Annotated in this window: 20 protein-coding genes; 8 read left to right on the top strand and 12 right to left on the bottom strand. The window is 74.6% G+C overall.

Going from position 1 to position 24,134, the window contains the following annotated elements:
- Window positions 1-50: 50 nt before the first annotated feature.
- The 10 genes from ABZ716_RS23785 to ABZ716_RS23740 form a co-directional block, all read right to left on the bottom strand.
- Entirely contained in the window at window positions 51-1,316 is a 1,266-nt protein-coding gene (locus ABZ716_RS23785) for a hypothetical protein (protein WP_358810221.1), read from the bottom strand.
- A 68-nt stretch (window positions 1,317-1,384) separates the two neighbouring features.
- The gene (locus tag ABZ716_RS23780; RefSeq protein WP_358810220.1) at window positions 1,385-2,401 is read right to left on the bottom strand and encodes a glutamate ABC transporter substrate-binding protein; all 1,017 of its coding nucleotides are present in this window, start codon (window positions 2,399-2,401) and stop codon (window positions 1,385-1,387) included.
- 11 nt (window positions 2,402-2,412) lie between these two features.
- Window positions 2,413-3,798, bottom strand: coding sequence for a hypothetical protein (locus ABZ716_RS23775; protein WP_358961546.1), 1,386 nt, complete (start codon window positions 3,796-3,798; stop codon window positions 2,413-2,415).
- A gap of 200 nt (window positions 3,799-3,998) precedes the next feature.
- On the bottom strand, window positions 3,999-4,988 hold the full coding sequence (locus ABZ716_RS23770; RefSeq protein ID WP_358961543.1) for a BadF/BadG/BcrA/BcrD ATPase family protein: 990 nt from the start codon (window positions 4,986-4,988) through the stop codon (window positions 3,999-4,001).
- The gene (locus tag ABZ716_RS23765; RefSeq protein WP_358961541.1) at window positions 4,979-6,244 is read right to left on the bottom strand and encodes a 6-phospho-beta-glucosidase; all 1,266 of its coding nucleotides are present in this window, start codon (window positions 6,242-6,244) and stop codon (window positions 4,979-4,981) included. Before ABZ716_RS23765 ends, ABZ716_RS23770 begins: the two co-directional genes overlap by 10 nt.
- A 5-nt stretch (window positions 6,245-6,249) precedes the next feature.
- On the bottom strand, window positions 6,250-7,167 hold the full coding sequence (locus tag ABZ716_RS23760; RefSeq protein ID WP_358961539.1) for a carbohydrate ABC transporter permease: 918 nt from the start codon (window positions 7,165-7,167) through the stop codon (window positions 6,250-6,252).
- Entirely contained in the window at window positions 7,164-8,105 is a 942-nt protein-coding gene (locus ABZ716_RS23755; RefSeq protein ID WP_358961536.1) for a sugar ABC transporter permease, read from the bottom strand. Before ABZ716_RS23755 ends, ABZ716_RS23760 begins: the two co-directional genes overlap by 4 nt.
- A gap of 4 nt (window positions 8,106-8,109) precedes the next feature.
- Window positions 8,110-9,453 carry an ABC transporter substrate-binding protein gene (locus tag ABZ716_RS23750; protein WP_358961534.1) on the bottom strand — a complete coding sequence of 448 codons (1,344 nt, stop codon included), beginning with the start codon at window positions 9,451-9,453 and terminating at the stop codon, window positions 8,110-8,112.
- Window positions 9,454-9,529: 76 nt separating this feature from the next.
- Window positions 9,530-10,732, bottom strand: coding sequence for an ROK family transcriptional regulator (locus ABZ716_RS23745; RefSeq protein WP_358961533.1), 1,203 nt, complete (start codon window positions 10,730-10,732; stop codon window positions 9,530-9,532).
- A gap of 121 nt (window positions 10,733-10,853) precedes the next feature.
- Window positions 10,854-11,903, bottom strand: a complete 1,050-nt coding sequence (locus tag ABZ716_RS23740) for a mechanosensitive ion channel family protein (protein ID WP_358810219.1) — start codon at window positions 11,901-11,903, stop codon at window positions 10,854-10,856.
- A gap of 283 nt (window positions 11,904-12,186) precedes the next feature.
- Between ABZ716_RS23740 and ABZ716_RS23735 the strand changes: the two genes are divergently transcribed.
- Window positions 12,187-12,750 (top strand): HNH endonuclease, encoded by a 564-nt coding sequence (locus tag ABZ716_RS23735; protein ID WP_351884739.1) that lies wholly within the window; start codon window positions 12,187-12,189, stop codon window positions 12,748-12,750.
- 7 nt (window positions 12,751-12,757) lie between these two features.
- Here ABZ716_RS23735 and ABZ716_RS23730 read toward each other — a convergent pair whose 3' ends face one another.
- On the bottom strand, window positions 12,758-15,760 hold the full coding sequence (locus tag ABZ716_RS23730; protein ID WP_358961530.1) for a beta-N-acetylglucosaminidase domain-containing protein: 3,003 nt from the start codon (window positions 15,758-15,760) through the stop codon (window positions 12,758-12,760).
- Between the two features lie 227 nt (window positions 15,761-15,987).
- Here ABZ716_RS23730 and ABZ716_RS23725 point away from each other — a divergent pair, with 227 nt between their 5' ends.
- The 3 genes from ABZ716_RS23725 to ABZ716_RS23715 are packed head-to-tail and all read left to right on the top strand — an operon-like array spanning window position 15,988 to window position 18,496.
- Entirely contained in the window at window positions 15,988-16,218 is a 231-nt protein-coding gene (locus tag ABZ716_RS23725; RefSeq protein ID WP_358961528.1) for a hypothetical protein, read from the top strand.
- Window positions 16,219-16,235: 17 nt separating this feature from the next.
- Window positions 16,236-18,236, top strand: coding sequence for a 4-alpha-glucanotransferase (locus ABZ716_RS23720; protein WP_358961526.1), 2,001 nt, complete (start codon window positions 16,236-16,238; stop codon window positions 18,234-18,236).
- A gap of 20 nt (window positions 18,237-18,256) precedes the next feature.
- Window positions 18,257-18,496, top strand: coding sequence for a hypothetical protein (locus tag ABZ716_RS23715; protein ID WP_358810025.1), 240 nt, complete (start codon window positions 18,257-18,259; stop codon window positions 18,494-18,496).
- 118 nt (window positions 18,497-18,614) lie between these two features.
- Here the strand turns inward: ABZ716_RS23715 and ABZ716_RS23710 are convergent, their stop codons facing one another.
- Window positions 18,615-19,124, bottom strand: a complete 510-nt coding sequence (locus ABZ716_RS23710; protein ID WP_358810024.1) for a MarR family transcriptional regulator — start codon at window positions 19,122-19,124, stop codon at window positions 18,615-18,617.
- A 178-nt stretch (window positions 19,125-19,302) separates the two neighbouring features.
- Here ABZ716_RS23710 and ABZ716_RS23705 point away from each other — a divergent pair, with 178 nt between their 5' ends.
- The 4 genes from ABZ716_RS23705 (at window position 19,303) to ABZ716_RS23690 (ending at window position 23,362) form a co-directional block, all read left to right on the top strand.
- Window positions 19,303-20,232, top strand: a complete 930-nt coding sequence (locus tag ABZ716_RS23705) for an EamA family transporter (RefSeq protein ID WP_358961523.1) — start codon at window positions 19,303-19,305, stop codon at window positions 20,230-20,232.
- Between the two features lie 195 nt (window positions 20,233-20,427).
- Window positions 20,428-21,342, top strand: coding sequence for an EamA family transporter (locus tag ABZ716_RS23700; RefSeq protein WP_358810022.1), 915 nt, complete (start codon window positions 20,428-20,430; stop codon window positions 21,340-21,342).
- Between the two features lie 9 nt (window positions 21,343-21,351).
- The gene (locus ABZ716_RS23695) at window positions 21,352-22,245 is read left to right on the top strand and encodes a LysR substrate-binding domain-containing protein (protein WP_358810021.1); all 894 of its coding nucleotides are present in this window, start codon (window positions 21,352-21,354) and stop codon (window positions 22,243-22,245) included.
- Between the two features lie 49 nt (window positions 22,246-22,294).
- A complete protein-coding gene (locus tag ABZ716_RS23690; protein WP_358961571.1) occupies window positions 22,295-23,362 on the top strand; it encodes a MerR family transcriptional regulator in 1,068 nt (355 codons plus the stop codon).
- Window positions 23,363-24,134: the final 772 nt, after the last annotated feature.

Raw genomic sequence — 24,134 nt, 5'->3', positions numbered from 1 at the left:
CTCGTACGCGCCGGGGCAGCCGGAGCGCAGGCAGGGCGTTCCGATCAGGCTCACGCCTCCTCCTCCCCCGGCCCGCCGGGCCGGTGCTGCTCCTGCGGCGGGGCCAGTGCCTCGGCCGCCGCCCGCTGGTAACGCAGGACCGCCCCCTCGGCCGCCCTCAGGTCGCACGGCGCGCTCCACAGCATCCGCCGGGCCGCGTCATAACGCTCGACCAGCAGCGGATCCTCCGCCATACCGTGCCGGGCCACCTTCGCCCTGTACGCGTCGAGCCGCCCGCGCAGCTCGGCCCGTACCGCGAGGGGGGCCGTCACCGCGGTCAACGACTCGCGGGCCCGCCGGAGTTCCTCATCGGCCCGCACCTCCAGCGCGTCCAGCAGCGGAGACAGCCGGTGCCACTGCGACCGCCGCCGGTACTCGGCGGCCGCCGCCAGCTGCTCCTGCAGGGCCGTCGGCGGCCCGCTGACCGCCGGCACCTCCGAAGCCGCGATCTTCGCCAGCACCTCCCCGCGCGCCGTCCGCGCCTCGGCCAGGGTCCGGTCGGCCCGCGACAGCACGTCCCGCAGGGCGATCAGCCGCGCCTCGGCGTCCTGCCGCACGGTCAGCACCGCCTCCACCTCACGGCGTACGTCATCCAGCGCCCGGGCCGCCCGGTCGTACCGGGCGGTGTCGGGACGGCCGCCGCCCGGCGCCGAACTCCCCGCCGCCGCGACCCAGAACGCCAGCGGATCGGCGATCACCTCCTCGCGCAGCCGCGCCAGCTCGGCGGTGATCTCCTCCAGCTCGTCCCCCGCCGGGTGCTCGCCCGGCCGGACCCCCACCGAGTACGCCAGCGACCGCGTCCGGTGCAGCTCGGCGGCGAGCAGGTCGATGCGCGCGGGCAGCGCCGACCACACGGTGTCGGCGGCGACCACCACATCCAGCGAGGCGGCGTACAGCTCGTTCATCCGGGCCACCAGCTCGGCGAGGGAGAACCGCTCCGCCAGCGCGGCACCCTCCGCCCCGGCCCCGGCGATCGTCACCCCCGGCCCGCGCAGCCGCTCCGTCAGCTCCGCCAGGTCCTCCCGGCTCGGCCAGCGGCGCCGCTCGCGGATCTCCCGGGCTGCGGCCAGCGCCCCGCTGTAGGCGTCGAAGTACGTCCACAGCCGGGTCACGGCCGCGTCGGCCACGGCCCAGCGCTCCTTGGTGACCCCGGTCAGCGCGGCGCCCTCCAGCAGCCGGCGCCCGGCATGGTCCTGCAACGCCAGCAACGAGGTCTCCACGGCCTCGTGCTCCGCGCCGAGCCGCGTCAGCGCGCGGTCGACGTCGTCCCGGTCCATCAGCCCCGCATGACTCACGTACGGCTCCGATCCTGCACCCCGAACGGACGGTACCCCGGCCACCGGCCTCAGCCCTCCCGGTACTTGGGCGCGGGCGGCACCGCGGCCCTGGGCAGCACGTCCTCGAAATGCTTGCGGTACGAGATCGCCCACGGGCTCTGGTCACCGCCCGCACGGTAGTTCTCCAGCACCTTGTTCACCCGGCGCACCAGGTCCGAGGCGTCCTTGTTCATCGCCACACCGTAGAACTCACGGGTGAACGGGGCGCCGACGAGCTGCACCGACGGGTCCTGCGCCGCCTGCCCGGCGGCCAGCGCGTTGTCGGTGATGATTCCGTCGACCTCGCCCAGCTGGAGCCGCACCAGGCAGTCCAGCTGGTTCGCCACCGACACCGGCACCGAGCCGTACCCCTGGGACTTCAGGGCCGCCTCCGCCGTCGACCCGGCGGCCGTGCAGATCCGGCGGCCCTTCAGCGAGGCGTCGTACCCCGTGATCGGGGAGCCCTTGGGCGCCAGCACCTGCTGGCCGGCCTCGAAGTAGGCGGTGGAGAAGGCCACGTCCTCCAGCCGCTTGCAGTTGATCGTCATCGTCCGCACCACGACATCGACCCGGCCCTCCTGGAGCGCCGGGATCCGCTGGCTGGTGGGGATGGCCCGGTAGATGACCGCCTCCTCGCTGCCCAGGATGTCCTTGGCTATGGCCTTGACCAGGTCGATGTCGAAGCCGTCGAGGTGCCCGTCCGGATTGCGGTAGCCCCACTTGAAGCTGTTCTGGTCCACCCCCGCCACCAGCTTGCCCGCCTTGCGGATCCGCTCGATGGCCGGCCCGTCCAGCGCGGACGGCCGCAGGCTCGCCTCCGGGTCCTGGCAGGTGTCGGTGAGGGTGAAGGGGGCCGCCAACGAGGCCGGCTCGCGCACCACCCCGGGATGGTGCGCCGTGCCCGGCGAGGCCCCCGCCAGGGGCAGCAGCACGGCCGCGGCCGTCATCGCACAGGCGGCGGCCATCGCGCTCACACCGCCCCAGCCCCGCAGCCGCCCCGCCGCACGCCGCACCCGGCCGGCCCGCTCCGCCTGTGTCCGCCGTATCCGCACCGCACTCACCTGTACTCCGAAAGCCTGCGACCGATGCCGAGGAGGGCCGCCCCCGCGCCGACGGCCGCCAGCGCCGCCGAGCCCGTCACCAGACCGCCCAGCGCGCCGAGCCCGCCCCGGGCGGCCACGGTGAACTGCCGCTGCTCATGGGCCACGGCCTGCTCCAGCGAGGCGTCCACCGTGTCGAACGAGGCCCCGCTGCTGTCCTCGTGACCCGGGCCGCCGATCACCTGGGGCAGGGCGAGCTCGTAGTCGCCCCGCACGTCCGTCTCCCGGGCCGCCGCATGGCGCTGCTTCCACTGCGCCACCCCCGCGACGGCCTTGGTCACCGGGTCCCGCCCGCTCGCGTCGTCCGCCAGCTCCAGGGCCCGCGCCAGCCCCGCGTCGAGCTGCTTCATGTTCTTCTCGTAGTCCACGTCGTACTTGTCGGACTTCTTGTCCTGTGCCAGTACGGCGCCCCGCGCGATCAGCGTCAGGTTCTCGTTCGCCCGGGCCTGGAGGGAGGCGATCCGGGCGTCGTTGAGCACCTTCAGCGACTCCTGCCCGTCCGCCCGCGCCTCGCCCAGCCCCGACCGGGCCACCGTCTGCCCCACCGTCAGCCACAGCAGCGCCACGGCCGTCGCCGCCGTCGCCGCCAGCAGACCGTGGTTGAACACCCGGTTCGTCCGCAGGTAGGTGCGCCGCTGCGCCCACACCAGGGCGGCGAGCGCCACCAGCCCCGCCGCCGTCGCGGCCAGCGGCCAGCCCCGGGCCTCGTCGTAGTCCGTGTACAGCCGCCCCGTCTCCGCCTCGTACAGCCGCTGGGCGGCCGGCAGCAGCACCGTGCTCATCTGCTCGTTGGCGTAGCGCAGGTACGCGCCGCCCAGCGGCAGACCCTGCCGGTTGTTGGCACGGGCCTGCTCGATCAGGCCGGTGTAGCGGGGCAGCTGCTCCCCGAGCAGGGCTATCTCCTTGCGGGACTCGTCCCCGGCCCCCGTGCCGGCCGCGGCGTTCACCAGCAGCCGGGAGGCGTTCGCCATGTCCTTCTCGTACCGCTGGCGGACCTCGCGCGGCTCCTGGGCACCCGCGAGGAAGCCGCTGGAGGAGGCCGTGTCGGCATCGGCCAGGGAACGGTAGATGCTCGCCGCGTCCGCGCTGAGCGGCTGGCTGCGGCCCACCACCTCCTGCGCGGCGCCGACCCGGTCCGCGACCTCCCACACCGCCACCGCGCCGAACAGCAGCACCAGTGCCGCCAGGACCGCGCCGATGATCCGCAGCCGGCCCGGCTCGGTCGTCGCCCCCGCACGCAGCCGCTCCACGCCCTCGGCCCAGGCCGTACCCCGCCCGGCCGGCCCGGAGGGTGCCCCGGAGGCACCGCCCCCGGGCGCGGACGGGCGTGTCGTGATGGCCACCCTGACCTCCCCCTCGGTCCCTCTGCTCCGCAGCAGTATGGCCGTAGTGGCGCCGGACCACAGCACCCGGTGCCCGATCGTGGACGATCACCTCCCCCGGCCGCCCCGATCACCCGCCCCGGCTTCCCCCGCCGCCCCTTCACCGTGAATACGCCGGGCCCGCCCCCTCGGTTCCCCGCGCACGCGCCCCCGGCGCGGGTTCACCCGAATTGGGCACGCAGCCTGCCGTACGCACCCGCCGGGGCGCCCAGGGCGTCCAGTCCCAGCAGGGCCGCCCCCAGCACCGGCGGGGCCGTGACCACCGAGAGCCGGGCGCGCGGGGCGCGGGCCGCCAGCAGCTCCCCGATCCGCGCGTCGAGCCGCCGATGCCCGGCCGTGAGGACCCCGCCGCCCAGGACCACCGGAACCTCCTCGGCCAGCAGCCCGAGCCGCTCCAGCGCCACCGCCGCCAGCGCCACCACCTCCTCGGCCTGCCGCTCCACGAGCGCCGACGCCACCGCGTCACCCGCCGCCGCCACCTCGAACAGCACCGGCACCAGCTCGTGCAGCCGCGAGCGCGGGATGCCGCCCAGATGCAGCCCTTCGATCAGCCCGGCCATCGACCCCAGCCCGAAGTGCCCCGGCAGGGCCTTCGCCAGGCCGGTCGGCCCGCCCCGGCCGTCCTCGGCCCGCGCCGCCCACCACAGGGCCTCCTCCGCCAGGCCGCCCCCGCCGCCCCAGTCCCCGGAGATCCGCCCCAGCGCGGGGAAGCGGGCGGTACGCCCGTCGGGCAGCATCCCCACGCAGTTGATGCCCGCCCCGCACACCACGGCCACCCCGCGCGGCCGGTCCACCCCGGCGCGCAGGAGGGCGAAGGTGTCGTTGCGGACCTCGGTGGCCGTGCCCCAGCCGCGCGCGGCGACCGCCCCGGCCAGCTCCCGCTCCTCGACCGGCAGGTCGGCGTTGGCCAGGCAGGCCGACACCCGCACCGCGAAGGGCGGCCCGGCGAGCCCGGCCGCCGCCGCGGCGGCGGCGACGGCCTCCCCGAGGACGTCCACAGCCGCCTCGACCCCCGTCCGGGGCGGCTGGAACCCTCCCGCGCGGCCGGTGCCCAGGACCGTGCCGTCGCCGCCGACCAGGGCCGCGTCCGTCTTGCTGTTGCCCGCGTCCAGTGCCAGCACCGCGGCGGACGGGGGGCGGCTCACGCCCATGGCAGATGCTCCTTGTTGTGCGCGAGCAGCCGGTCCGTCAGCGCCTCGGCCAGGTCGAACTGCCCGACCAGCGGGTGCGCGAGGAGCGCCCGCGCGACCCGTTCGCGTCCGCCGCGCAGCGCGGCGTCCAGCGCGAGGTCCTCGTACGCCGTCACGTGCGCGAGGAGCCCCGCGTACAGCGGGTCCGGCCGCGGGACGGCCAGCGGCACCGGGCCGGAGCCGTCCACCGCCGCCTGCACCTCGATGACCGCGTCCTCGGGGAGGAAGGGCAGGGTGACGCCGTTGCGGGTGTTGACCACCTGGACGGCCGGGCCGCCGCCGCCCAGCAGGGCCGCCGCGAGCTCCACGGCCGCCTCCGAGTAGAAGGCCCCGCCCCGCTTCGCCAGCAGCGCGGGCTTCTCGTCCAGCGCCGGGTCCGCGTACAGGGCGAGGAGCTCGCGTTCCATCGCGGCGACCTCGGCGGCCCGCGAGGGCTTCGCGCCGAGCTCGCGCACCACCTCGTCATGGGCGTAGAAGTAGCGCAGGTAGTACGAGGGGACCACGCCGAGCCGGTCCAGCACCGCGCGCGGCAGGCGCAGGTCGGCGGCGATGGCCTCCCCGTGCTCCGCCAGCAGCCGGGGCAGTACGTCCTCCCCCTCGGGGCCGCCGAGCCGTACCCCGAACTCCCAGGTCAGATGGTTGAGGCCGACGTGGTCGAGGTGGATCCCGGCCGGCTCCGCGCCGAGCAGCGCGGCGAACTTGCGCTGGAAGCCGATGGCGACGTTGCACAGCCCGACCGCCTTGTGCCCGGCCTGGAGCAGGGCCCGGGTGACGATCCCGACGGGGTTGGTGAAGTCGATGATCCAGGCTCCGGGAGCGGCCCGCCGCACCCGTTCCGCGATGTCCAGCACGACCGGGACGGTGCGCAGCGCCTTCGCCAGCCCGCCCGCGCCGGTGGTCTCCTGGCCGACGCAGCCGCACTCCAGCGGCCAGGTCTCGTCCTGGAGCCGGGCCGCCTGCCCGCCGACCCGCAGCTGGAGCAGGACCACGTCGGCCCCGGCGACGCCCGCCTCCAGGTCGGCGGTGGTGGTGATCCGGCCGGGGTGCCCCTGGCGGGCGAAGATCCGCCGGGCCAGCCCGCCGACGAGCTCCAGCCGCTCGGCGGCCGGGTCGACCAGGACGAGTTCGGTGACGGGCAGGGCGTCGCGCAGCCGCGCGAACCCGTCGACCAGTTCGGGGGTGTAGGTGGAACCGCCGCCCACCACTGTGAGTTTCATCGGGCTCAGCCTTTCACTCCGGTCAGGGTGATGCCCTCGACGAACGCCTTCTGGGCGAAGAAGAAGAGCAGGATCACCGGGGCCATGACGAGCACGGTCGCCGCCATGGTGAGGTTCCAGTTGGTGTGGTGCGCGCCCTTGAAGGACTCCAGCCCGTAGCTGAGGGTCCAGGCGGCGGGGTTGTCGGAGGCGTAGATCTGCGGGCCGAAGTAGTCGTTCCAGGCGGCGAAGAACTGGAAGAGGGCGACGGCCGCGATGCCGGGCCTGGCCATCGGCAGGACCACCCGCAGCAGGGTGCGCAGCTCGCCGCAGCCGTCGACGCGGGCCGCGTCCAGGTACTCGTCCGGAATGGTCAGCAGGAACTGGCGCAGCAGGAAGACGGAGAAGGCGTCCCCGAAGGCCATCGGGAGGATCAGCGGCCACAGGGTGCCCGACAGGCCGAGCTCCCTCGCCCAGAAGAGGTACATGGGGATGACCACCACCTGCGGCGGCAGCATCATCGTGGCGATCACCAGCAGCAGGGCCGGCCGCCGCCCGCGGAAGCGGAACTTGGCGAGGGCGTAGGCGACGGGGACCGAGGACACCACGGTGAGGACCGTGCCCAGGCCCGCGTAGAGGAGGGTGTTGCGCCACCAGGTGAGGAATCCGGGGGTGTGCCAGACGGCGGCGTAGTTGCCCCATTCCCAGGTGCGCGGCCACAGCTCGCGGGTGAGGGCCTGCTGGTCGCTCATGAGGGAGGTGAGCAGGAGGAAGACGAAGGGGAGGACGAAGAACAGGGCGGCGGCCACGGCCAGGGCGTGCACGCCGACCCAGTGCAGCAGGGCCCGCCGCCGTCCGGCGCGTACGGCGGGTGCGCCGCGTCCGGCAGGTGCGCTGCGTCCGGCGGGTGCGCCGCGTCCGGTACGTACCGTGCGTACGGTCATTCGCCCGCTCCCGTCAGTCCGCCGCGGCGGCGCATCAGCAGGGCGGTGAAGCCCATCGAGAGGGCGAACAGGACGAGCGCGACCACGCAGGCGGCCCCGTAGTCGAAGCGCTGGAAGCCCAGGTTGTAGACCAGCTGGGGCAGGGTCAGCGTGGACTTGTCGGGGTATCCGGGCTCGAACTGCTGGCCCGAGCCGCCGATGACCCCGGCGGCGGCCTTCCCCGCGACGAGCGGCTGCGTGTAGTACTGCATCGCCTGGATGACCCCGGTGACCACGGCGAACAGGATGATCGGGGAGATGTTCGGCAGGGTGATGTGCCGGAAGCGGGCCCAGGCGCCGGCCCCGTCCAGCGCGGCGGCCTCGTACTGCTCCTTCGGTACGTCGAGCAGCGCGGCCATGAAGATGACCATCAGGTCGCCCACCCCCCACAGGGCGAGCGCGGTCAGGGCGGGCTTGGACCAGCCGACGTCGGTGAACCAGCCGGGCGCGGGCAGCCCCGCCCCGTCGAGCAGGGTGTTGACGGGGCCGGTGCCGGGGTTGAGGAGGAAGACGAAGGCGAGGGTCGCGGCCACCGGCGGGGCCAGGTAGGGCAGGTAGAACAGGGTGCGGAAGAGCCCGGTCCCGGTCTTGAGCTTGGTGACGAGCAGTCCGATGCCGAGGCCGAAGACGACCCGGCAGCTCACCATGACGACGACCAGCCACAGGGTGTTGCGCAGGGCGGGCCAGAACAGCGGGTAGTCGGTGAAGACGTAGCTCCAGTTCGCGGCGCCGTTGAAGACGGGCGGCCGGAAGCCGTCGTAGCGGGTGAGGGAGAAGTAGGCGGTGGACAGCAGGGGGTAGACGAAGAAGACGGCGAAGCCGGTCAGCCAGGGCGACAGGAACGCGGCGGTCCGCAGGGCGGAGCGGCGGCGCCGGGCCCGCAGGGCGGTCGGGGCCACCGGGTCACTCGGCCTTGGCGATGTCGGTGTCGATCTGCCGGGCGGTGGCGGCGAGTCCGGCCGCGAGGTCGGGCACGTCGCCCTTCTCGGCGCGGTACGCGAAGTCCTGGAAGGTCAGCTGGTAGGTGCCGCCGTCCGCGCGGGCGGGGGTGGTGCTGGACCTGGGGTGGCGGGCGATGTCGAGGAAGGTCTTGAACTCGGGTGTGACCTTCAGCTGCGGGGAGTCGAGCGCGGTCAGCGTCGAGGGGACGTTGTGGATGGCGTTGGCGAAGGAGACCACCGCCTCGGTGTCGGTGGTCATGTACCGCACGAGTTCCCAGGCGGCGTTCTGTTTGCGGCTCTTGGCCGATATGCCCATGACGGTGCCCGAGACGTAGCCCTTGCCGTAGTCGGCGGCCTGGTCGTCCGGTACGGGCAGCGGGGCGGTGCCGATCTCGAAGCCGACCCCGGCCTCCCGGGCCATCGCCGGCCGCCACTCGCCGTCGATCTGCATGGCGACGAGCCCCTTGTGGAAGGGGTGTTCGGCGCTCCACTCGTCACCGAAGCCGGCCCGGAACCGCTCCAGCTTCTCGTATCCGCCGAGCTTGGCCACCAGGTCCTTCTGGGTGGTCAGCATCTTCGCGAAGGCCGGGTCCCTGGCCAGGTCGGAGCTGCCGTCGGCGGCGAAGTAGGAGGGGCTCCACTGGGCGGCCAGGCGCATGGGGGTGGTCTCGTAGCCGTGGAAGACGGGCATCACGCCGACCCGCTCGTACGAGTCCCCGCTGGGCTTGGTCAGCTTCTGGGCGTCCTCCGCGAACTGGCTCCAGGTGCGGGGCGGTTCGGTGATCCCGGCGGCGGCGAAGGCGGTCTTGTTGTAGACGAGCCCGTAGGCGTCGGTCAGCAGCGGCAGCGTGCACTGGTCGCCCTTGTACTGGGTGTACTCCAGCAGGGTCGCCGGGAAGACCTTGGCCTTGTCGATCCCGGAGGTGCGCAGGAAGGGGTTCAGGTCGGCGAAGGCGCCGGAGTTGCAGAACTTGCCGACGCTGTCGGTGGTGAAGGAGGAGACCACGTCGGGGGCCTTGTCGCCGCCCGCGCGCAGCGCCTGGTTGATCTTGTCGTCGGTCATGTTGCCGGTGACCTGGACCTTGATGTTGGGGTGGGCCTTCTCGAAGCGGGCGATGTTCTCCTCGACCGCCTTGACCTCGCCGGGCGCGGACCAGCCGTGCCAGAAGGTGAGGGTGGTCGGCGCCTTCGGGTCGTCGGAGGCGGTGGCGGCGCCCTGGCCGGTGCAGGCGGTGGCGAGGAGGGCCAGGGCGGCGAGGGCGGCCAGGGCGGTGGCCGCGCTGGCGGGGCGTCCGGCTGTGGGCATGGCGGGGCTCGCTCTCTCTGGGGGAGGAAGGAACTTCCGGGGGAGGGGTGCCGGTCGGGGGTGAGGGGGGCGGGGGTCAGCGGGAGGTGTCGAAGACGGTTTCGCGGGCGGTGGCCAGGGCGCTCTCCAGGGCGCCGCGCAGTACGGGGTGTTCGCGGACCTCGCCGGAGACCAGCCGGGGCCGGGAGGGGGCCAGCTCGGCGAGCTCGGCCTCCAGCAGGGCGCGCAACGGGTCCCCGCCGGCGGCGATGGCCTCCCCGGCCAGGACCACGATCTCCGGGTCGAGTACGGCGACCAGCGAGGCCAGCCCGGTCGCGAGGGCGGTGGCGTAGGCCCGGAGGAAGGCCAGGTGCGGCCCCTCGGGCGTGGCGGCGGCCCGCCGCAGGAGCTCGACGGCGGCGGGCACCTGGGCGTCGCGGGGGATGTTGGAGGTGTCGACGCCCGCCCCGGCGGCGAGCGCGGGCAGCCCCTGTACGCCGGCCAGCTCCTGGTAGCCGCCGGTGTTGGCCCGGGTGACCTGCCGGACGAGGGGGTGCCCGGGGACGGGGAGGAAGCCGACCTCGCCGGCGCCGCCGGTCCAGCCCCGGTGCAGCCGGCCACCGAGCACCAGGGCGGCGCCGAGTCCCTCCTCGTTCCACAGCAGGACGAAGTCCTGGTGGCCGCGGGCCGCGCCGAGGAGCTGTTCGGCGACGGCGGCGAGGTTGACGTCGTTCTCGTAGCCGACGGGCACGGGCAGGGCCGCGGCCAGTTCGTCGAGGAGGGTGGGGGAGTGCCAGCCGGGGAGGTGGCTGGCGTAGCGCAGGCGGCCGGAGCGGGGGTCGAAGGCGCCGGGGGTGGCGATGACCAGGCGGTGGAGGTCCTCCGGGCGCAGGCCGGCGTCCGCGAGGGCTCCGGCCAGGGCGCCGGTGACCTGGCCGACGGCGTCGGAGCCCTCGGCATAGGGCAGCTCGAAGCGGCCGACGACGGCGCCGGTGAGGTCGGCGACGGCGGCGAGCACCCGGTCGGGGGTGACGTCGAGGCCGCCGACGTGGGCGGCGCGGGCGTTGAGCGCGTACAGCTGGGCGTTCGGTCCGGGCCTGCCCTCGTCGGTGCCGGTGGCCTCGACCAGTCCGGCGGCCTCCAGGCGGGCGAGGAGCTGGGAGGCGGTGGGCTTGGACAGGCCGGTGAGCTGTCCGATGCGGGTGCGTGAGAGGGGGCCGTGCGTCAGCAGCAGCTCCAGGGCGGCGCGGTCGTTCATGGCGCGCAGCAGGCTGGGCGTTCCGGGCGTGGCGGCGGGCATGACGGGGCTCTCCCTCACCGAAGCGAACTGTTAGGTAAGTTTCCTATCCGCCGAGGAAGCCTGTCAATGAAACGGCCCCGCCGGAAGACCGGCGGGGCGACGGGGCGGAGGCGTGACGGGGCTACTTGGGCAGCCGGGGTCCGCTCGCCGGCGGGATCGGGGTCGCGGCCAGGGACTGTGGCGAGGCGGGGTTGGCCAGCGCGGACGGCGCGGCGACCGAGGCGGCCGGGTCGGCGGGCGCCGTCGCCGCCTCCTCCTCGCCGTCGGCCTGGAGCCCGCCGATGATCCGGATGCCGGCGGCGTCGAACGCCTCCTTGATCCGCCAGCGCAGCTCGCGCTCCACGGCGAGCTGCTGGCCCGGCATCGTCTTGGCCGAGACCTTCACCGTCATCGAGGCCAGCAGCACCTCGTCCAGGCCCAGCACCTCGACCGGGCCCCAGAGGCGCTCGTCCCACGGGGACTCCTTGGCGAAGGCGTCGGCCACCTCCTGGAGGGTGGTGCGCAGCCGGGCCAGGTTCTCGGTCGGCTTGACCTGCACGGCCACACCCGCCGTCGCCCAGCCCTGGCTCAGGTTGCCGATGCGCTTGATCTCGCCGTTGCGGACGTACCAGATCTCACCGCTGTCCCCGCGCAGCTTGGTCACCCGCAGCCCGACCTCGATCACCTCACCGGAGGCCACCCCGGCGTCGATCTTGTCGCCGACGCCGTACTGGTCCTCCATGATCATGAACACGCCGGACAGGAAGTCGGTGACCAGGTTGCGGGCACCGAAACCGATCGCCACACCCGCCACACCGGCACTCGCCAGCAGCGGGGCCAGATCGATCTGCAGAGCGGCCAGCACCATCAGCGCGGCCGTGCCGAGGATCAGGAACGAGGCCACCGAACGCAGCACCGAACCGATCGCCTCGGAACGCTGCCGCCGCCGCTCGGCATTGACCAGCAGCCCGCCGAGCGCGGTGCCCTCGACGGCCTCCGCGCTGGTGTTCATCCGGTTTATCAGCTTGGTCAGTGCCTTGCGCACCACCGAGCGGAGCGCGGCCGCGATCACGATGATCAGCAGGATCCGCAGGCCGACGCTCAGCCAGGTGGCCCAGTTCTCCTCGATGAAGCTCGCGGCGTTGGTCACGCTCTCGGCTGCGTCGTCGGTGGTCGCTGCCAACGGGAGCAGAGTGGCGGGCGAGGGCACGGGGAACCTCCAGGCATGGCGTCCTGCCCGTGGAAACGGAACCGGGTGTACGGGCAGGAGTTCCACACTAACGGGGCACACGCCCGACCTCGTTGCGCCGTTCGAGGGAGAGACCGCCCCCACCTGGGGAGGAACGGGGTGTGGTGGAAAACACCTCGGGCCCGTTACCGGCGCGTGGTGGCATTTCGACCAGCCGTAAGGGGAGACTGGAAAACAGATCGTCCCGGCGCGAGCCACGCGCCGCCGGCGTACAAGGAGGCAGTCCGTGCCGCACGTCCTGGTCCTCAACGCGTCGTACGAGCCCCTCGGCGTCGTACCGCTCCGCCGCGCGCTCGTCCTCGTCCTGGAGAACAAGGCCATCTCCCTGGAAGAAACCGGCGCCTTCCTGCACAGCGCGACCCAAGCCGTCCCCGCGCCCAGCGTGGTCCGGCTCAAGCGCTTCGTGCGGGTCCCCTACCGGGGGCCCGTTCCCCTCACCCGCCGCGCGCTGTTCGCCCGCGACGGCGGCCGCTGCATGTACTGCGGGGCCGTCGCGACGAGCGTGGACCACGTCATCCCGCGCAGCCGCGGGGGCCAGCACGTCTGGGACAACGTGGTCGCCGCGTGCCGCCGCTGCAACCACGTCAAGGCCGACCGCCACCTCCTGGAACTGGGCTGGCGGCTGCGCCACCAGCCGGCTCCGCCGTCCGGGCTGGCCTGGCGGATCATCGGAACGGGACACCGCGATCCGCGGTGGATGCCCTACCTCCAGCCGTACGGCGCGGACGACGCGCTGGAACGCATCGGGATCGGCGCCGCCGCGGCCCCCCGAGCCGCAGCGGCCTCCTGACCCGCCGCTACGGCGCCACCGCGAAGGCCGTCGCCGACCACAGGCTGCACCCGTAGCGGGTCGCGCGGCGGTCGCAGGTGACCCGGAGGTAGCGGGCGGGCTCCGCCGCGTCCAGCCGGACGGTGTCGGTCCCGCCCCGGGAGGACACCGAGGCGGCCGTCCGCCAGGTGACCCCGTCCGCCGAGGTCTGCACGCGGTACGCCGACGGGTACGCGTCCTGCCAGTGCAGGGTCAGCACCCCGAGCCGCGCCGGAGCGGCCAGTTCCGCCTGCCACCACGCCCCGTCCACCGGCTTCGAGGACCACCGGGTCGCCTCCGAGCCGTCCGCCGCCGCCGACGCCGGGAACTTCGGCGACTCGTCCCCCGAGGAGGTGACGCGGGCGGTGCGCAGCAGGTCCGGGCCGCCGGTGCGCGGGACCGCCCGGACGGTGAGGGTGCGCACCTGGCTGTCGAAGGCGAGCGGGATCGCGTACGTCCCGACCGGGGTGGACGCCGGGAGGCGGATCTCCACCGGGAGGGAGAGCCGGCCCCCGCGCGGGAGCGTGACCTCGCCCGGCAGGCGCACCTCGATGCCCGCCGGAGGGGGCCCCGAGAGGGTGAGGGCGCCCCGGACCTCACCCGGGCGGACCGCCGACAGCTGCGCCGACACCGTCCGCGCGGCCCCGCCGGCCTCCACGTCCACCCGGCCCTCGTCGGCCAGTTCGAAGCCGGCCTGCGGATCGTCCGCGAACCACGGCACCACCTGGTGGACCCCCGGATCCTCACCGGTCCACGACAGCCGCACCGCGTCGGCCCGGACACCGCCCGCGTCGGCCTGCGTCCACCCCGACGCCGCGGCCTCCCCGATACGCCGCCAGCCCTCGCCCGGTATGTGCACCTCGACGGCCGCACCCCGCGACCCCGGCGCCAGCGGGTCGGTCATCGCCGTGACCGCCGCCACCGGACGCGGCTCCTCCAGCCACACCGTCCACGCCCCGGACTCACGCTGGACGGTCCCGGCGGGGCGGGACGCGCCGGTCCAGGCGTCCGACTCCGCCGCGGCCCTCTTCAGGAACGGGTCCAGCACCGAGGCGTCCACCCGGACCCCGTCCTGCTCCGCCAGCGCGCTCCGCGCCGCCTCCAGGTCCCGCGACGCCTGCCAGGCGGCCGCCCCGTCACCCCGGGCCTCCGCCCGCAGCAGGTCCACCGCCAGCTCGCCCGCCGCCCCGTACCGCGAGAGCCGCTCCAGCCACGGGCCCGCCTCCCCCGCGAGGGAGGGCAGCCGCGCCGGGGCCTCGCGCAGCACCGTGAACGCCGCCCGCAGCCGCTCGCCCGCGGCCTTGTCACCGGCCGCGCGGGCCCGCCAGAACTCCTCCACCAGCGGCTTCAGATACGCCGACTCCTCCAGCTTCAGCCCCGAGGAGGCCGTGTTCCCGGCCAGCGCGGCCAGCGCCGCACGGGTGCGCGGGTCGGGGCCCGACAGATCGCGCACGGCCGCCGCCCACGACTCCCCGGGCCGGTAGCCGCTGGGGTTCCAGGCGTAGTCGGCGGCCGTGAACAGCGGGATCCGCGACAGGGTGCCCTGCGGCATCGCGTTGGCCAGCACCGCCGCCGAGCCGCCGGCCACCGCCGGATCCCGCCCGGCGTACGGGCCGAGGAAGATGCGGTCCGGGTCCCAGTCGTTGACCGGGTAGTTGTCCATCGTCACCAGCGGGTGCCCCAGCGCAGACCGGGCCCCGGCCAGCTCCTTGCCGGTGATGGTGCGCGGCACCACGCCCACGCCCGTCCAGGCCACCTCCACCCGCGGATCCAGCGCCCCGGCCAGGGCCGTGCGGTAGGCGGTGGCGCCGTCCTGGAAGTACTCGGTCGGCAGCAACGACAGCGGCGCCGCCCCCGGATGCCGCTCGGCCAGGTGCGCCGCGAGCTCGCCCGCGACCTCCGCGTGCGCCTTCGCCGCCGCCGCGGGCCCCGTCCCGTACCGCACCCGGTCGGCCCGGCAGCCCCACTCGGCGTAGCTGACGTCCTGGAACTGGAGCTGGAACGCCTGGAAGCCCAGGTCCCACATGGCGTCCACCTTGCGCAGCAGCGCCGCCCGGTTCTCCGCCGAGGCCAGGCACATGGACTGCCCCGGGGAGACCGCCCAGCCCAGCGTCACGTGGTTGGCGCGGGCCCGTTCGGCCAGCGCCCGGAACTCCTCGCGGGCCGCCTCCGGGTACTCCTCGCGCCAGGCCGTCGTCCGGTACGGGTCGTTACCGGGCGCCAGGAGCAGCCGGTTCTGCTTCGTGCGGCCCAGGAAGTCCAGCTGCGCCAGGCGCTGTTCCTGGGTCCAGGGCTGCCCGTAGAACCCCTCGGTGACCCCGCGCACCGGGGCGATGGGCCAGTCCCGCACCAGCATGCCGGGGACCTTCCCGCCCCCGGCCGCGAGGAGTTGACGCAGCGTCTGCGCGGCGTGGAAGAGCCCGTCCGCGCCCACACCGGCCAGCGCGACGGTGTCCCGGCCGCCGGCCTTGCCCACCGCCAGCCGGTAGCCGCCCTCGGGCAGATCCCCGGCCGGCGCGGCGCCGAGCGCCCGCAGCGCCGCCTCCGCGTCGGGCCCCTGGAGCCGTACGACGAGGGCCCCTTCGGGCAGCACGGCCCCCGGCGGACGCTCGTGCAGGGTCCGTACACCGGCCGCGCGCAGGGCGGTGCGTACGAGGTCCACGGCGTACGGGTCCACCCCGGCCGGGGCCACCAGCACCGCCTCCGCCCCCACCGGCACCTCCCGGGCGGGGTCGGCCGAGGCCGACTGCGGCCGGGGCCACACCGCCGGCCCCTCGGCGGGGGCTCGCGGAACGTCGTAGGCCGGGTCGAGGAGCGGTCCGGAGCCGCCGGAGGCCACCGCGGCGGACCCGCCGTCGGAGCGCGGCACCGCCGGGGACCTGGGCGTGGCGGCCAGCATCCCCTCGGGCACCGAGGCCGCCGCCCCGCCCAGCAGCGAACCTATGACGGCGACCGCCGCGGCCGCGCTCCGCTTCCTGCCCCTGAGCTGCACGGAGCCTCCCCGTCCCGAGTCGTCCCCCGTCCGTACGAATGAGCCAGACCCCACCACCCGTGCGGCTCAAGTGTCAATGCGCGAGGGGCGGTCTGACCGGGATCGGCCAGGAATGCGGTGCCCCGGACTGGGTATGGCTGCGGTGTCCGGAGCGGGTGTTGCATGGGCGGGTCCGCCGGACCGGCCGGGTCCGGAGCAACGGCCCGAAGCACGTACGAGGGAGCCCCATGAAAGCCCGCACCGCGCCGCCCGCCGCCCGTCCCCGTGCCCCGCTCGCCCACCTGCCCGCCCAGTCGGGCCCCGCGGACGTGCCCCCGGGCGCGGGTTCCCCGTTGTCCGGGTGCGCGGACGCGCCGCTGACCAGTGAAACCCCGCTGCCCGGCTCGGCGTACGCCCCGCTGACCAGTGAGACCCCGCTCGTGCACCAGGCCCCGCTCACGAGCGAGGCGATCTCCTAGCCCTCCCACCCCCAAGGATGCAGATGGACGACCTCGCCCGGCTCGCGGCCCAGCACGGCGTCGCCACCTCCTACCGGCCCGCCGAGGACCACACCGTCCAGGTGCCCCCGGCCACGGTCCGCACCGTGCTCGGCCTGATCGGCGTCCCCGTGGACACCCCGGAGGACGTGCGGCGGACGGCCGACTCCGCCGAACGGGAAGCGGCCGGGCGGCTGCTGCCCCCGACCGTGGTCCAGTGGCGCGGTGAACCCGCCCCCGAGGCCCTGACCGGGCTGCCGGCCGGGACCCGGCTGCGGGTGACCCTGGAGGACGGGGCCGGGGAGGCGGAGTGGGACCTCCGCCTGCCGCTGGGGGTGCACCGGCTGAGCGCCGGAACCCCCGACGGCCGTACCGCCGACGCCACCCTGATCGTGGCCCCGGACCGGGCCCCGGCGGCGCCCGACCGGGCGCACGGGCTGCTCGTCCAGCTGTACTCCCTGCTCTCGGAGGGCTCCTGGGGCATGGGCGACCTCGCCGACCTCGCGGAACTGGCCCGCTGGGCCGCGAGCACCCACGGCGCCGGGTTCCTCCAGGTCAACCCCCTGCACGCGGCGGTCCCCGGCACCCCGACCGACCCCTCCCCCTACCGGCCCGCCTCCCGCCGCTTCCCCGACCCGGTGTACCTGCGCGTCGAGGACCTCCCCGAATGGGAGGCGTGCCCGCACCGCGAGGCCCTGGCCGCACTGGCGGAGCGGGGCGGTCAGCTGCGCCGCGAGGTGCTGGAGAAGGGCGCCCTGATCGACCGGGACGCCGTGTGGGCGCTCAAGCGGGCCGCCCTGGACCTGCTGTACTCCGTCCCGCGCACCCCCGCCCGCGAGGCCGCCTACCGGGCGTTCCGCGCCGCCCAGGGCGAGGGGCTCGACGCGCACGCCGCCTGGTGCGCGGCCGCCGCCGGGGAGGACCCCGCCGAGCGGGCCGACTTCCACGCCTGGCTGGTGTGGCTGACGGACACCCAGCTGACCGCCGCGCAGCGGACCGCCCGGGAGGCCGGGATGGAGGTGGGCATCGTCCACGACCTGGCCGTCGGCGTGCACCCCGACGGATCGGACGCCTCCACGGGCCCCTTCCACGCCCGGCGGGTCTCCGTCGGCGCCCCGCCGGACGCCTTCAACGCCCGCGGCCAGGACTGGGGGCTGCCGCCCTGGCGGCCCGACGCCCTGGAGGCCGCCGCCTACGCCCCCTTCCGGGCCTTGCTGCGCGGGGTGTTCCGGTACGCGGGCGCGCTGCGCGTGGACCACGTCATGGGCCTGTTCCGGCTGTGGTGGATCCCGGAGGGGACCCCGCCCGCCGAGGGCACGTACGTCTCCTACGACGGCGAGGCGATGCTGGCCGTACTGGTCCTGGAGGCCCACCGGGCGGGGGCCCTGGTGGTCGGCGAGGACCTCGGGACGGTCGAGCCCGGGGTCCGCCAGGCGCTGGCCCGGCGGGGCATCCTCGGGACCTCGGTGCTCTGGTTCGAGCGGGACTGGGCCGGGGACGGCAGCCCGCTCGACCCCGGGACCTGGCGGGCCGACTGCCTGGCCACCGCCACCACCCACGACCTGCCGCCCACCGCCGCCAAGCTGGCCGGCGCCCATGTCGAACTCCGCGACCGGCTGGGCCTGCTGACCCGGCCGGTGGAGGAGGAGCGGGCCGAGGACGCCGCCGACACCGCCGAGTGGCTGCGGCTGCTGGACGGGCTGGGGCTGGAGACCAAGGACGAGGAGGGCGCGGTGCGGGCCCTGTACGCCTTCCTGCTGCGCACCCCGGCCCGGCTGGTCGGCGTGTGGCTGCCGGACACGGTGGGGGACCGGCGCCCGCAGAACCTTCCGGGCACCTGGGACCAGTACCCCAACTGGCGGCTGCCGCTGGCCGACGCGGCGGGCCGGCCGCTGACCCTGGAGGCGCTGACGGCCTCGCCCCGGGCGAACGCCCTGCTGAGCGCGGTACGGGAGGGCGCCCGGACCCGTACGGCACCCCCGGGCGCGCGCCCGCTTTAGGTGTTCGCTACGTTTGCACCGTGGACAAGAAGAACGCTCTGCGCGCCGGCGCCGTCACGGCCGGAACGACGCTGATGATGCTGCTGATGACGTCTCCCGCCCTCGCGGTCACCCGCGACGACGGCGACGACCCGGGCAACGGACTGAGCGTCGGTGAGACGCTCGGCCTGTACGTGGGCCTGCCGATCCTGATCTTCCTGATCATCGCGGGTCTCGTGATGGTCGGCGACAAGTCGCGCAAGCAGCAGAACCAGGGCTGAACCGCCCCCGGGCGGTCCTCCCACTCCAGCACTTCCGGGCGCCGGAGGTCCGCGGAGCCGGCGTGAGCCGGCCCCGTGGCGACCTCCGGCGCTTCGGCGTACCCGGGCGCGGGGCGCCTTACGGCATTCCGGCGAGGAGCTTGCGCAGCAGTCCGCCGAGGTCCTCGACCTCCTCGGGGGTGAAGCCGGCGAGGCCGGCCCGGTTGACCTCGATCCCGGCGGCGACGGCCTCGTCCACCAGCGCGAGCCCCTGGTCGGTGAGGGTCACCTGGAGTCCGCGCCGGTCGTACGGGTCGGGGCTGCGGGTCAGCAGCCCGGCCTTCTCCAGCTTGTCCAGGCGTCCGGTCATACCGCCCGTCGTCAGCATCAGCGTGGCCGACAGCTCGCGGGGCGAGAGGGTGTAGGGGCTGCCGGACCGGCGCAGCGTGGCGATGACGTCGAACTCGCCGCGGGAGATCCCGTGCCGGTTGTACGCCCGCTCCACCGCGTCCCCCATGGCCTTGGAGATCCGGTAGATCCTGCCGAAGACGGCCATCGGGGTGGTGTCCAGGTCGGGGCGCACCGCATGCCACTGCTCGGTGATCGCGTCGACGGCGTCCTTGGCGGTGTCGTTCTTCAGTGCGGTCATACCCGCAAGTATCCGCATTCCGCTTAGAGGCCCACAAGAAAGTAGCTTGCCAAAAAGTAGCTTAGTGCTAAGCTACTTACTAGCGACCTACCCGGGGAGGCCCGGGACGGGCCCCCGGGTGGGTCGCGGCCAACTCTCCACCGCCTTCACCCGCCATCTGCCCGAGGAGTGAGTGACCGTGAACCGTGTCACCACGATCGTCCTGACCGCACTGGCCCCCGTCTCCTGGGGCTCGACCTACTTCGTCGCCAGTGAACTGCTGCCGCCGGACCGGCCGCTGTTCACCGGCGCCATGCGGGCCCTGCCCGCGGGTCTCCTGCTGGTCGCGCTCTCCCGGGCCCTCCCCAAGGGCGCCTGGTGGTGGAAGTCGGCGGTCCTCGGCACCCTCAACATCGGCGCCTTCTTCCCGCTCCTCTTCCTCGCCGCCTACCGCCTCCCCGGCGGTGTCGCCGCCGTCCTGGGCTCCGCCGGGCCGCTGTTCGTCGTCGGACTGGCCGCCCTCCTGCTCGGGGAGCGGGCGAAGCTGCGCAACATACTCGCGGCGGTCGTCGCCGCCCTCGGCGTGAGCATGGTGGTGCTGACCTCCCAGGCCCAGCTCGACCTGGTCGGCGTCATCGCCGGCATCGTCTCCTCCGCCTCCATGGGCGCGGGCACCGTGATGACCAAGCGCTGGGGGCGCCCCGAGGGCGTCGGCCCGCTGGCCGTGACCGGCTGGCAGCTCACCGCCGGCGGACTGGTCATCATCCCGATCGCCGCCCTGGTAGAAGGCGCGCCGCCGGCGCTCGACGGCAAGGCGTTCCTCGGCTACGGCTACATGATGCTGATCAACACCGGCGCCGCGTACTTCCTCTGGTTCCGCGGTATCGGCAGCCTCTCCGCCACCTCGGTCACCCTGCTCGGCCCGCTCTCCCCGCTCACCGCCGCCGTCATCGGCTGGGCCGCCCTCGGCCAGGCACTGAGCCCCGTCCAGGTCCTCGGCATGGTGATCGCCTTCGGCGCCACCGTCTACGGACAGCTCCCCGGCCGGGCACCGAAGGCCCCGGCCGCCGTGCGGCCCCCCGAGGCCCCGGAGCCGAGCGCCGAAGCCCCCCGGATGAAGGCCGCCTGAACCGCCCGCCGTCCCTGAGCCCGGTCCCCGGGAGGTCGCACCAGACCTCCCGGGGACCTTTCACTTTTTCCGAACCGACCCATCGAAATCTTTCGATGGACCTGGACGGTCCTCCGATGCGACGGTAGGCGCACCACACCCGACGAAACCCTGAGGGGGACACCAGAAGTGGCCGTCACGGACCGCGCCCGGACCATGTCACAGCAGGACCGGCAGCCCACCGCCGGCACGGCGAAGAAGGGCGCCGCGGGGCTCGGCGTCCTCCTCGCCCTGCTGGCGACGGTCGTCTGGTCCGGCAGCTTCGTCGCCACCCGCGGCATGGCCGGCACCGTCCCGCCGGTCCAGGCCGTCTTCTGGCGCTGGATCATCGCCGCCCTCGCGGTCGCCCCCTTCGCCGCCCGCCAGGCATGGCAGCAGCGGGCCCTGATCCGCCGCCACCTCGGCTACATCAGCCTCGCCACCCTCTTCGGCGTCACCCTCTACAACACCCTCGTCCACCAGGCCGGGCTGACCACCTCCGCCTCCAACATGGGCACGATCATGGCGGCTTCGCCGGTCATCATGGCCCTGTACGCCCGCCTCGGCGGCGAACGCCTCGGCGCCCGGCGCGTCCTCGGGATGCTCCTCGCCGCCTTCGGCGTGCTGCTGCTGGTCGGCCACGGCTCCCTGAGCCTGCACTTCGGCGCCGGCGACCTGTGGATGTTCGCCGCCGCCCTCTCCTTCGCCACCTACAGCGCCCTCCTCAAGCGCAAGCCCGCCGAGATCGGCCAGCTGGCCTTCCTCCTGACCACCTTCGTCCTCGGCGCCCTGATGCTGGCCCCCGCGTACGCGATCTCCCTCGACGTCCAGGGCGGCTTCGAGGCCACTCCCGCCACCATCGGCCCGCTCCTCTACGTCGGCATCTTCTCCTCCGCCGTCGCCTTCTTCGCCTGGAACAGGGCCATCTCCCTGATCGGCGCCGCCCGGGCCGGCGTCGTCTACTACCTCCAGCCGGTGTGCGTCGCCGGCCTCGGCCTGCTGCTGCTCGGCGAGCGGACCGGCCCGGTGCAACTGCTGTGCACGGCCCTGATCCTGGGCGGGGTCGCCCTGGGCAGCGCGGGCCGCAGGTAGTTTCACCCCGTGACCGACTGGGACATCAAGAAGCTGCGCATCCTGCGGACCCTGGCCGACCGGGGCACCGTGACCGCCACCGCCGAGGCGCTGCACATGACCCCCTCGGCCGTGTCACAGCAACTGACCAACCTCGCCCACCGCCTCGGCGTGGTCCTCCTGGAGGCCCAGGGGCGCGGCGTCCGCCTCACCGACGCCGCCCACCTCGTCCTGCGGCACACCGACGCCGTCTTCGCCCAGCTCGAACGCGCCGACGCCGAACTCGCCGGCTACCGGGCCGGCGAGACCGGGGAGGTCCGGGTCGGCGCCTTCTCCACCGCCGTGCCCGCCCTCGTCGTCCCCGCCGTGGCCGCGCTCCGGCGGACCCACCCCGGCGTGGAGGTCCGCGTACGGGAGGCCGAGGCGGCGCAGTCCTACGAGCTGCTGGCCGCCGGGGCGGTGGACCTCGCCGTATCACTGGCCGCGCACGCCCCGACCGCCCGCGACCCCCGCTTCACCCGGATCCCGCTGCTCGCCGACCCCCTGGACGTGGCCCTCCCGCCGGACCACCGGCTGGCCGCCGCCCCGGACCTGCGGCTGGCGGACCTCTCCTCCGAGCCGTGGATCTACGGGGGCTCCGGCCCCTGGTCGGAGATCACCCGGACCGCGTGCGAGGCGGCCGGCTTCGTCCCCGAACAGGCCCACTCGGCCGCCGGCTGGACCGCCATCCTGGCCCTCGTCGAAGCGGGCATGGGCGTCGCGCTGATCCCCCGCATGGCCGCCGGACGCGCCGCCGGGGTGGCCGTCCGCCCGCTCCCGCACGACCGTCCGACCCGCCACGTCATCGCCGCCACCCGACGCGGCGCCGATGTGGCCCCCGCCGTCGCCCGCGTCCTCGACGCCCTCCGCGAGGCCGCCGGTTGACCCTCGACCTGGTGCAGGGGCCACAGTGAAGGCCGTGGAGAACAACACGATGCGCAGTATCGGCGAGACTGCCCGCGACAGCGGCCTGGGCGTGAGCGCCCTGCGGTTCTACGACCGGGCCGGCGTCCTCGTCCCCGCCCGGGTGGACCCCGTCACCGGCTACCGCTGGTACGGCCCCGAGCAGGTGGACGAGGCCCGCCTGCTGGCCCGGCTGCGCCGGGCGGGCCTGCCGCTGGCCGACATCCGGCTCGTCCTGGCCGGCTGGCCCGGGCGGGACGCCGGGCTCGTGCAGCAGCTGTTCCAGGCCCATCTGCGCCGGCTCGAACGCGGCCTGGCCGAGGCGCGCACCGAACTCTCCACGGTCCACTCACTCTTCGACCGCCAGGAGAACCCCATGAGCACGCTCCCCACCACCCAGGTATCCGTCCCGGCCGCCGCCTTGGCCGCCGCCCTCGACGCGGTCCGCTTCGCGGCGGGCACCGACCCCGAGCTGCCGGCCCTCGGCGGGGTCCTGTTCGACCTCGACGGCGCCACCCTGCACCTGGCGGCCACCGACCGCTACCGCCTGGCCGTCGCCCAGGCCCCGGCCCAGGGCCACGACGGCCCCCGCACCCAGGTCCTCGTACCGTCCCCGCTCGCCGACGCGATGCGGGCACTGCTCGCCGACGACACCACCGCTGTGCTCACCGTGGACGGTGACCGGGTGGCGCTGGAGGCCGGGGACCGCCAGACCGCCGGCGTCTGCCCGGACCGCGACTTCCCCGACTACCGGCGCCTGACCCAGCTCCCCGAGGGCCGCCGCGCCCTCATCGACGTACCGGCCTTCCGCACCGCCCTGGAGAACGGCCCCGTCGTCACCGGGGAAGCCCACGACGGCAGCCCCTGCGCCCTCAGCCTCCTCACGGTGACGGGCGCGGACGCCGCCGTGTGCGAGGACGGCGAAGCCGCCCCCGACCGCGTCGCCGTCAACCGCGCCTACCTCCTGGAGGCCCTCACCGCCGCCGCCACGAACCGCCTCCTCCTGGAACTCGGCACCCCCACGGCCCCCCTGGCCGTCCGCCACCCGGAGAACGAGACGACCTTCTCCCTCCTCATGCCGGTCCGCCTGGACGCCTGACCCCCACCCTCACCGCACGACCGGCCCGCCACCGGCCCGCCAGTCCTCAAGTCGCTTGCGGATGCTGGGCACCATCGGCAGCCGGTCGGTCTCGTCGGGGCGGAACCTCGAACGACTCGTCAAAGCTGCGGAGCGTACCGCCGGTGGACCGGGCGAGGAGCCAGACGGAGATCTCCTGCCACACCTCACCGTCGTCGTAGGCGAAGACGCGGCCGGGTGCCCATGCCCCATCGCGGGCAGCGTAGCGATCGCCCGCGGGTGGCTCCGCCAACCAGCCCGCCCGCCATGTGGTGCGGTATCAGCCCCAGACGGCCGCCGGACGCCGAAAAGACCGAAGCGCTTAGCGATCTGACGCGCCCCAGGCCGCGAACGCTCCTCTGTTCGGCGTTTGGCGCAGGTAGCGACCCCAGACGGCGGGCGGACGCCGATCCGGAAGGAGCGTGTAGCGATCTGTCGCGCTTGGGGACTCCGCCCGCTGCTCTGTTCGGCGTTTGGTGCAGTTAGCAGCCCCAGACCAGCGGCAGCCGCTGGAACAAGAGGAGCGCGTAGCGATCTGCGGCGGAGGGAGGATCCGGTCACCGTCTGAGGCGGGCCCGGATGCCCGGTCTGCCGGCCCCCGACCCCTCGCCTCATCGCCGAGGGAGCCGAATGTCCTTTTCTGGCCCGGCCCGTTCCTTTGGGGGCTTCCCGGCAGTCCTTGTCTTTCCGGGGCGGGTCGGTCTGTCAAGGGTGGCCGAAGGCCATCGCGCAGCGACGCGACCGAAGGGAGCGC

This window comes from Streptomyces sp. NPDC006687 (genome assembly GCF_040636215.1).
GTDB lineage: Bacteria > Actinomycetota > Actinomycetes > Streptomycetales > Streptomycetaceae > Streptomyces.
The sequence above is the reverse complement of the archived record's forward strand: the minus strand, read 5'-3'. Positions and strand labels throughout refer to the sequence as shown.

Coding starts and splice junctions, on each gene's coding strand:
- ABZ716_RS23760 (WP_358961539.1), bottom strand. CDS start 7,167: ATGACCGTACGCACGGTACGTACCGGACGCGGCGCACCCGCCGGACGC.
- ABZ716_RS23770 (WP_358961543.1), bottom strand. CDS start 4,988: ATGGGCGTGAGCCGCCCCCCGTCCGCCGCGGTGCTGGCACTGGACGCG.
- ABZ716_RS23700 (WP_358810022.1), top strand. CDS start 20,428: ATGTCACAGCAGGACCGGCAGCCCACCGCCGGCACGGCGAAGAAGGGC.
- ABZ716_RS23690 (WP_358961571.1), top strand. CDS start 22,295: ATGCGCAGTATCGGCGAGACTGCCCGCGACAGCGGCCTGGGCGTGAGC.
- ABZ716_RS23750 (WP_358961534.1), bottom strand. CDS start 9,453: ATGCCCACAGCCGGACGCCCCGCCAGCGCGGCCACCGCCCTGGCCGCC.
- ABZ716_RS23765 (WP_358961541.1), bottom strand. CDS start 6,244: ATGAAACTCACAGTGGTGGGCGGCGGTTCCACCTACACCCCCGAACTG.
- ABZ716_RS23785 (WP_358810221.1), bottom strand. CDS start 1,316: ATGGACCGGGACGACGTCGACCGCGCGCTGACGCGGCTCGGCGCGGAG.
- ABZ716_RS23725 (WP_358961528.1), top strand. CDS start 15,988: ATGAAAGCCCGCACCGCGCCGCCCGCCGCCCGTCCCCGTGCCCCGCTC.
- ABZ716_RS23710 (WP_358810024.1), bottom strand. CDS start 19,124: ATGACCGCACTGAAGAACGACACCGCCAAGGACGCCGTCGACGCGATC.
- ABZ716_RS23745 (WP_358961533.1), bottom strand. CDS start 10,732: ATGCCCGCCGCCACGCCCGGAACGCCCAGCCTGCTGCGCGCCATGAAC.
- ABZ716_RS23720 (WP_358961526.1), top strand. CDS start 16,236: ATGCAGATGGACGACCTCGCCCGGCTCGCGGCCCAGCACGGCGTCGCC.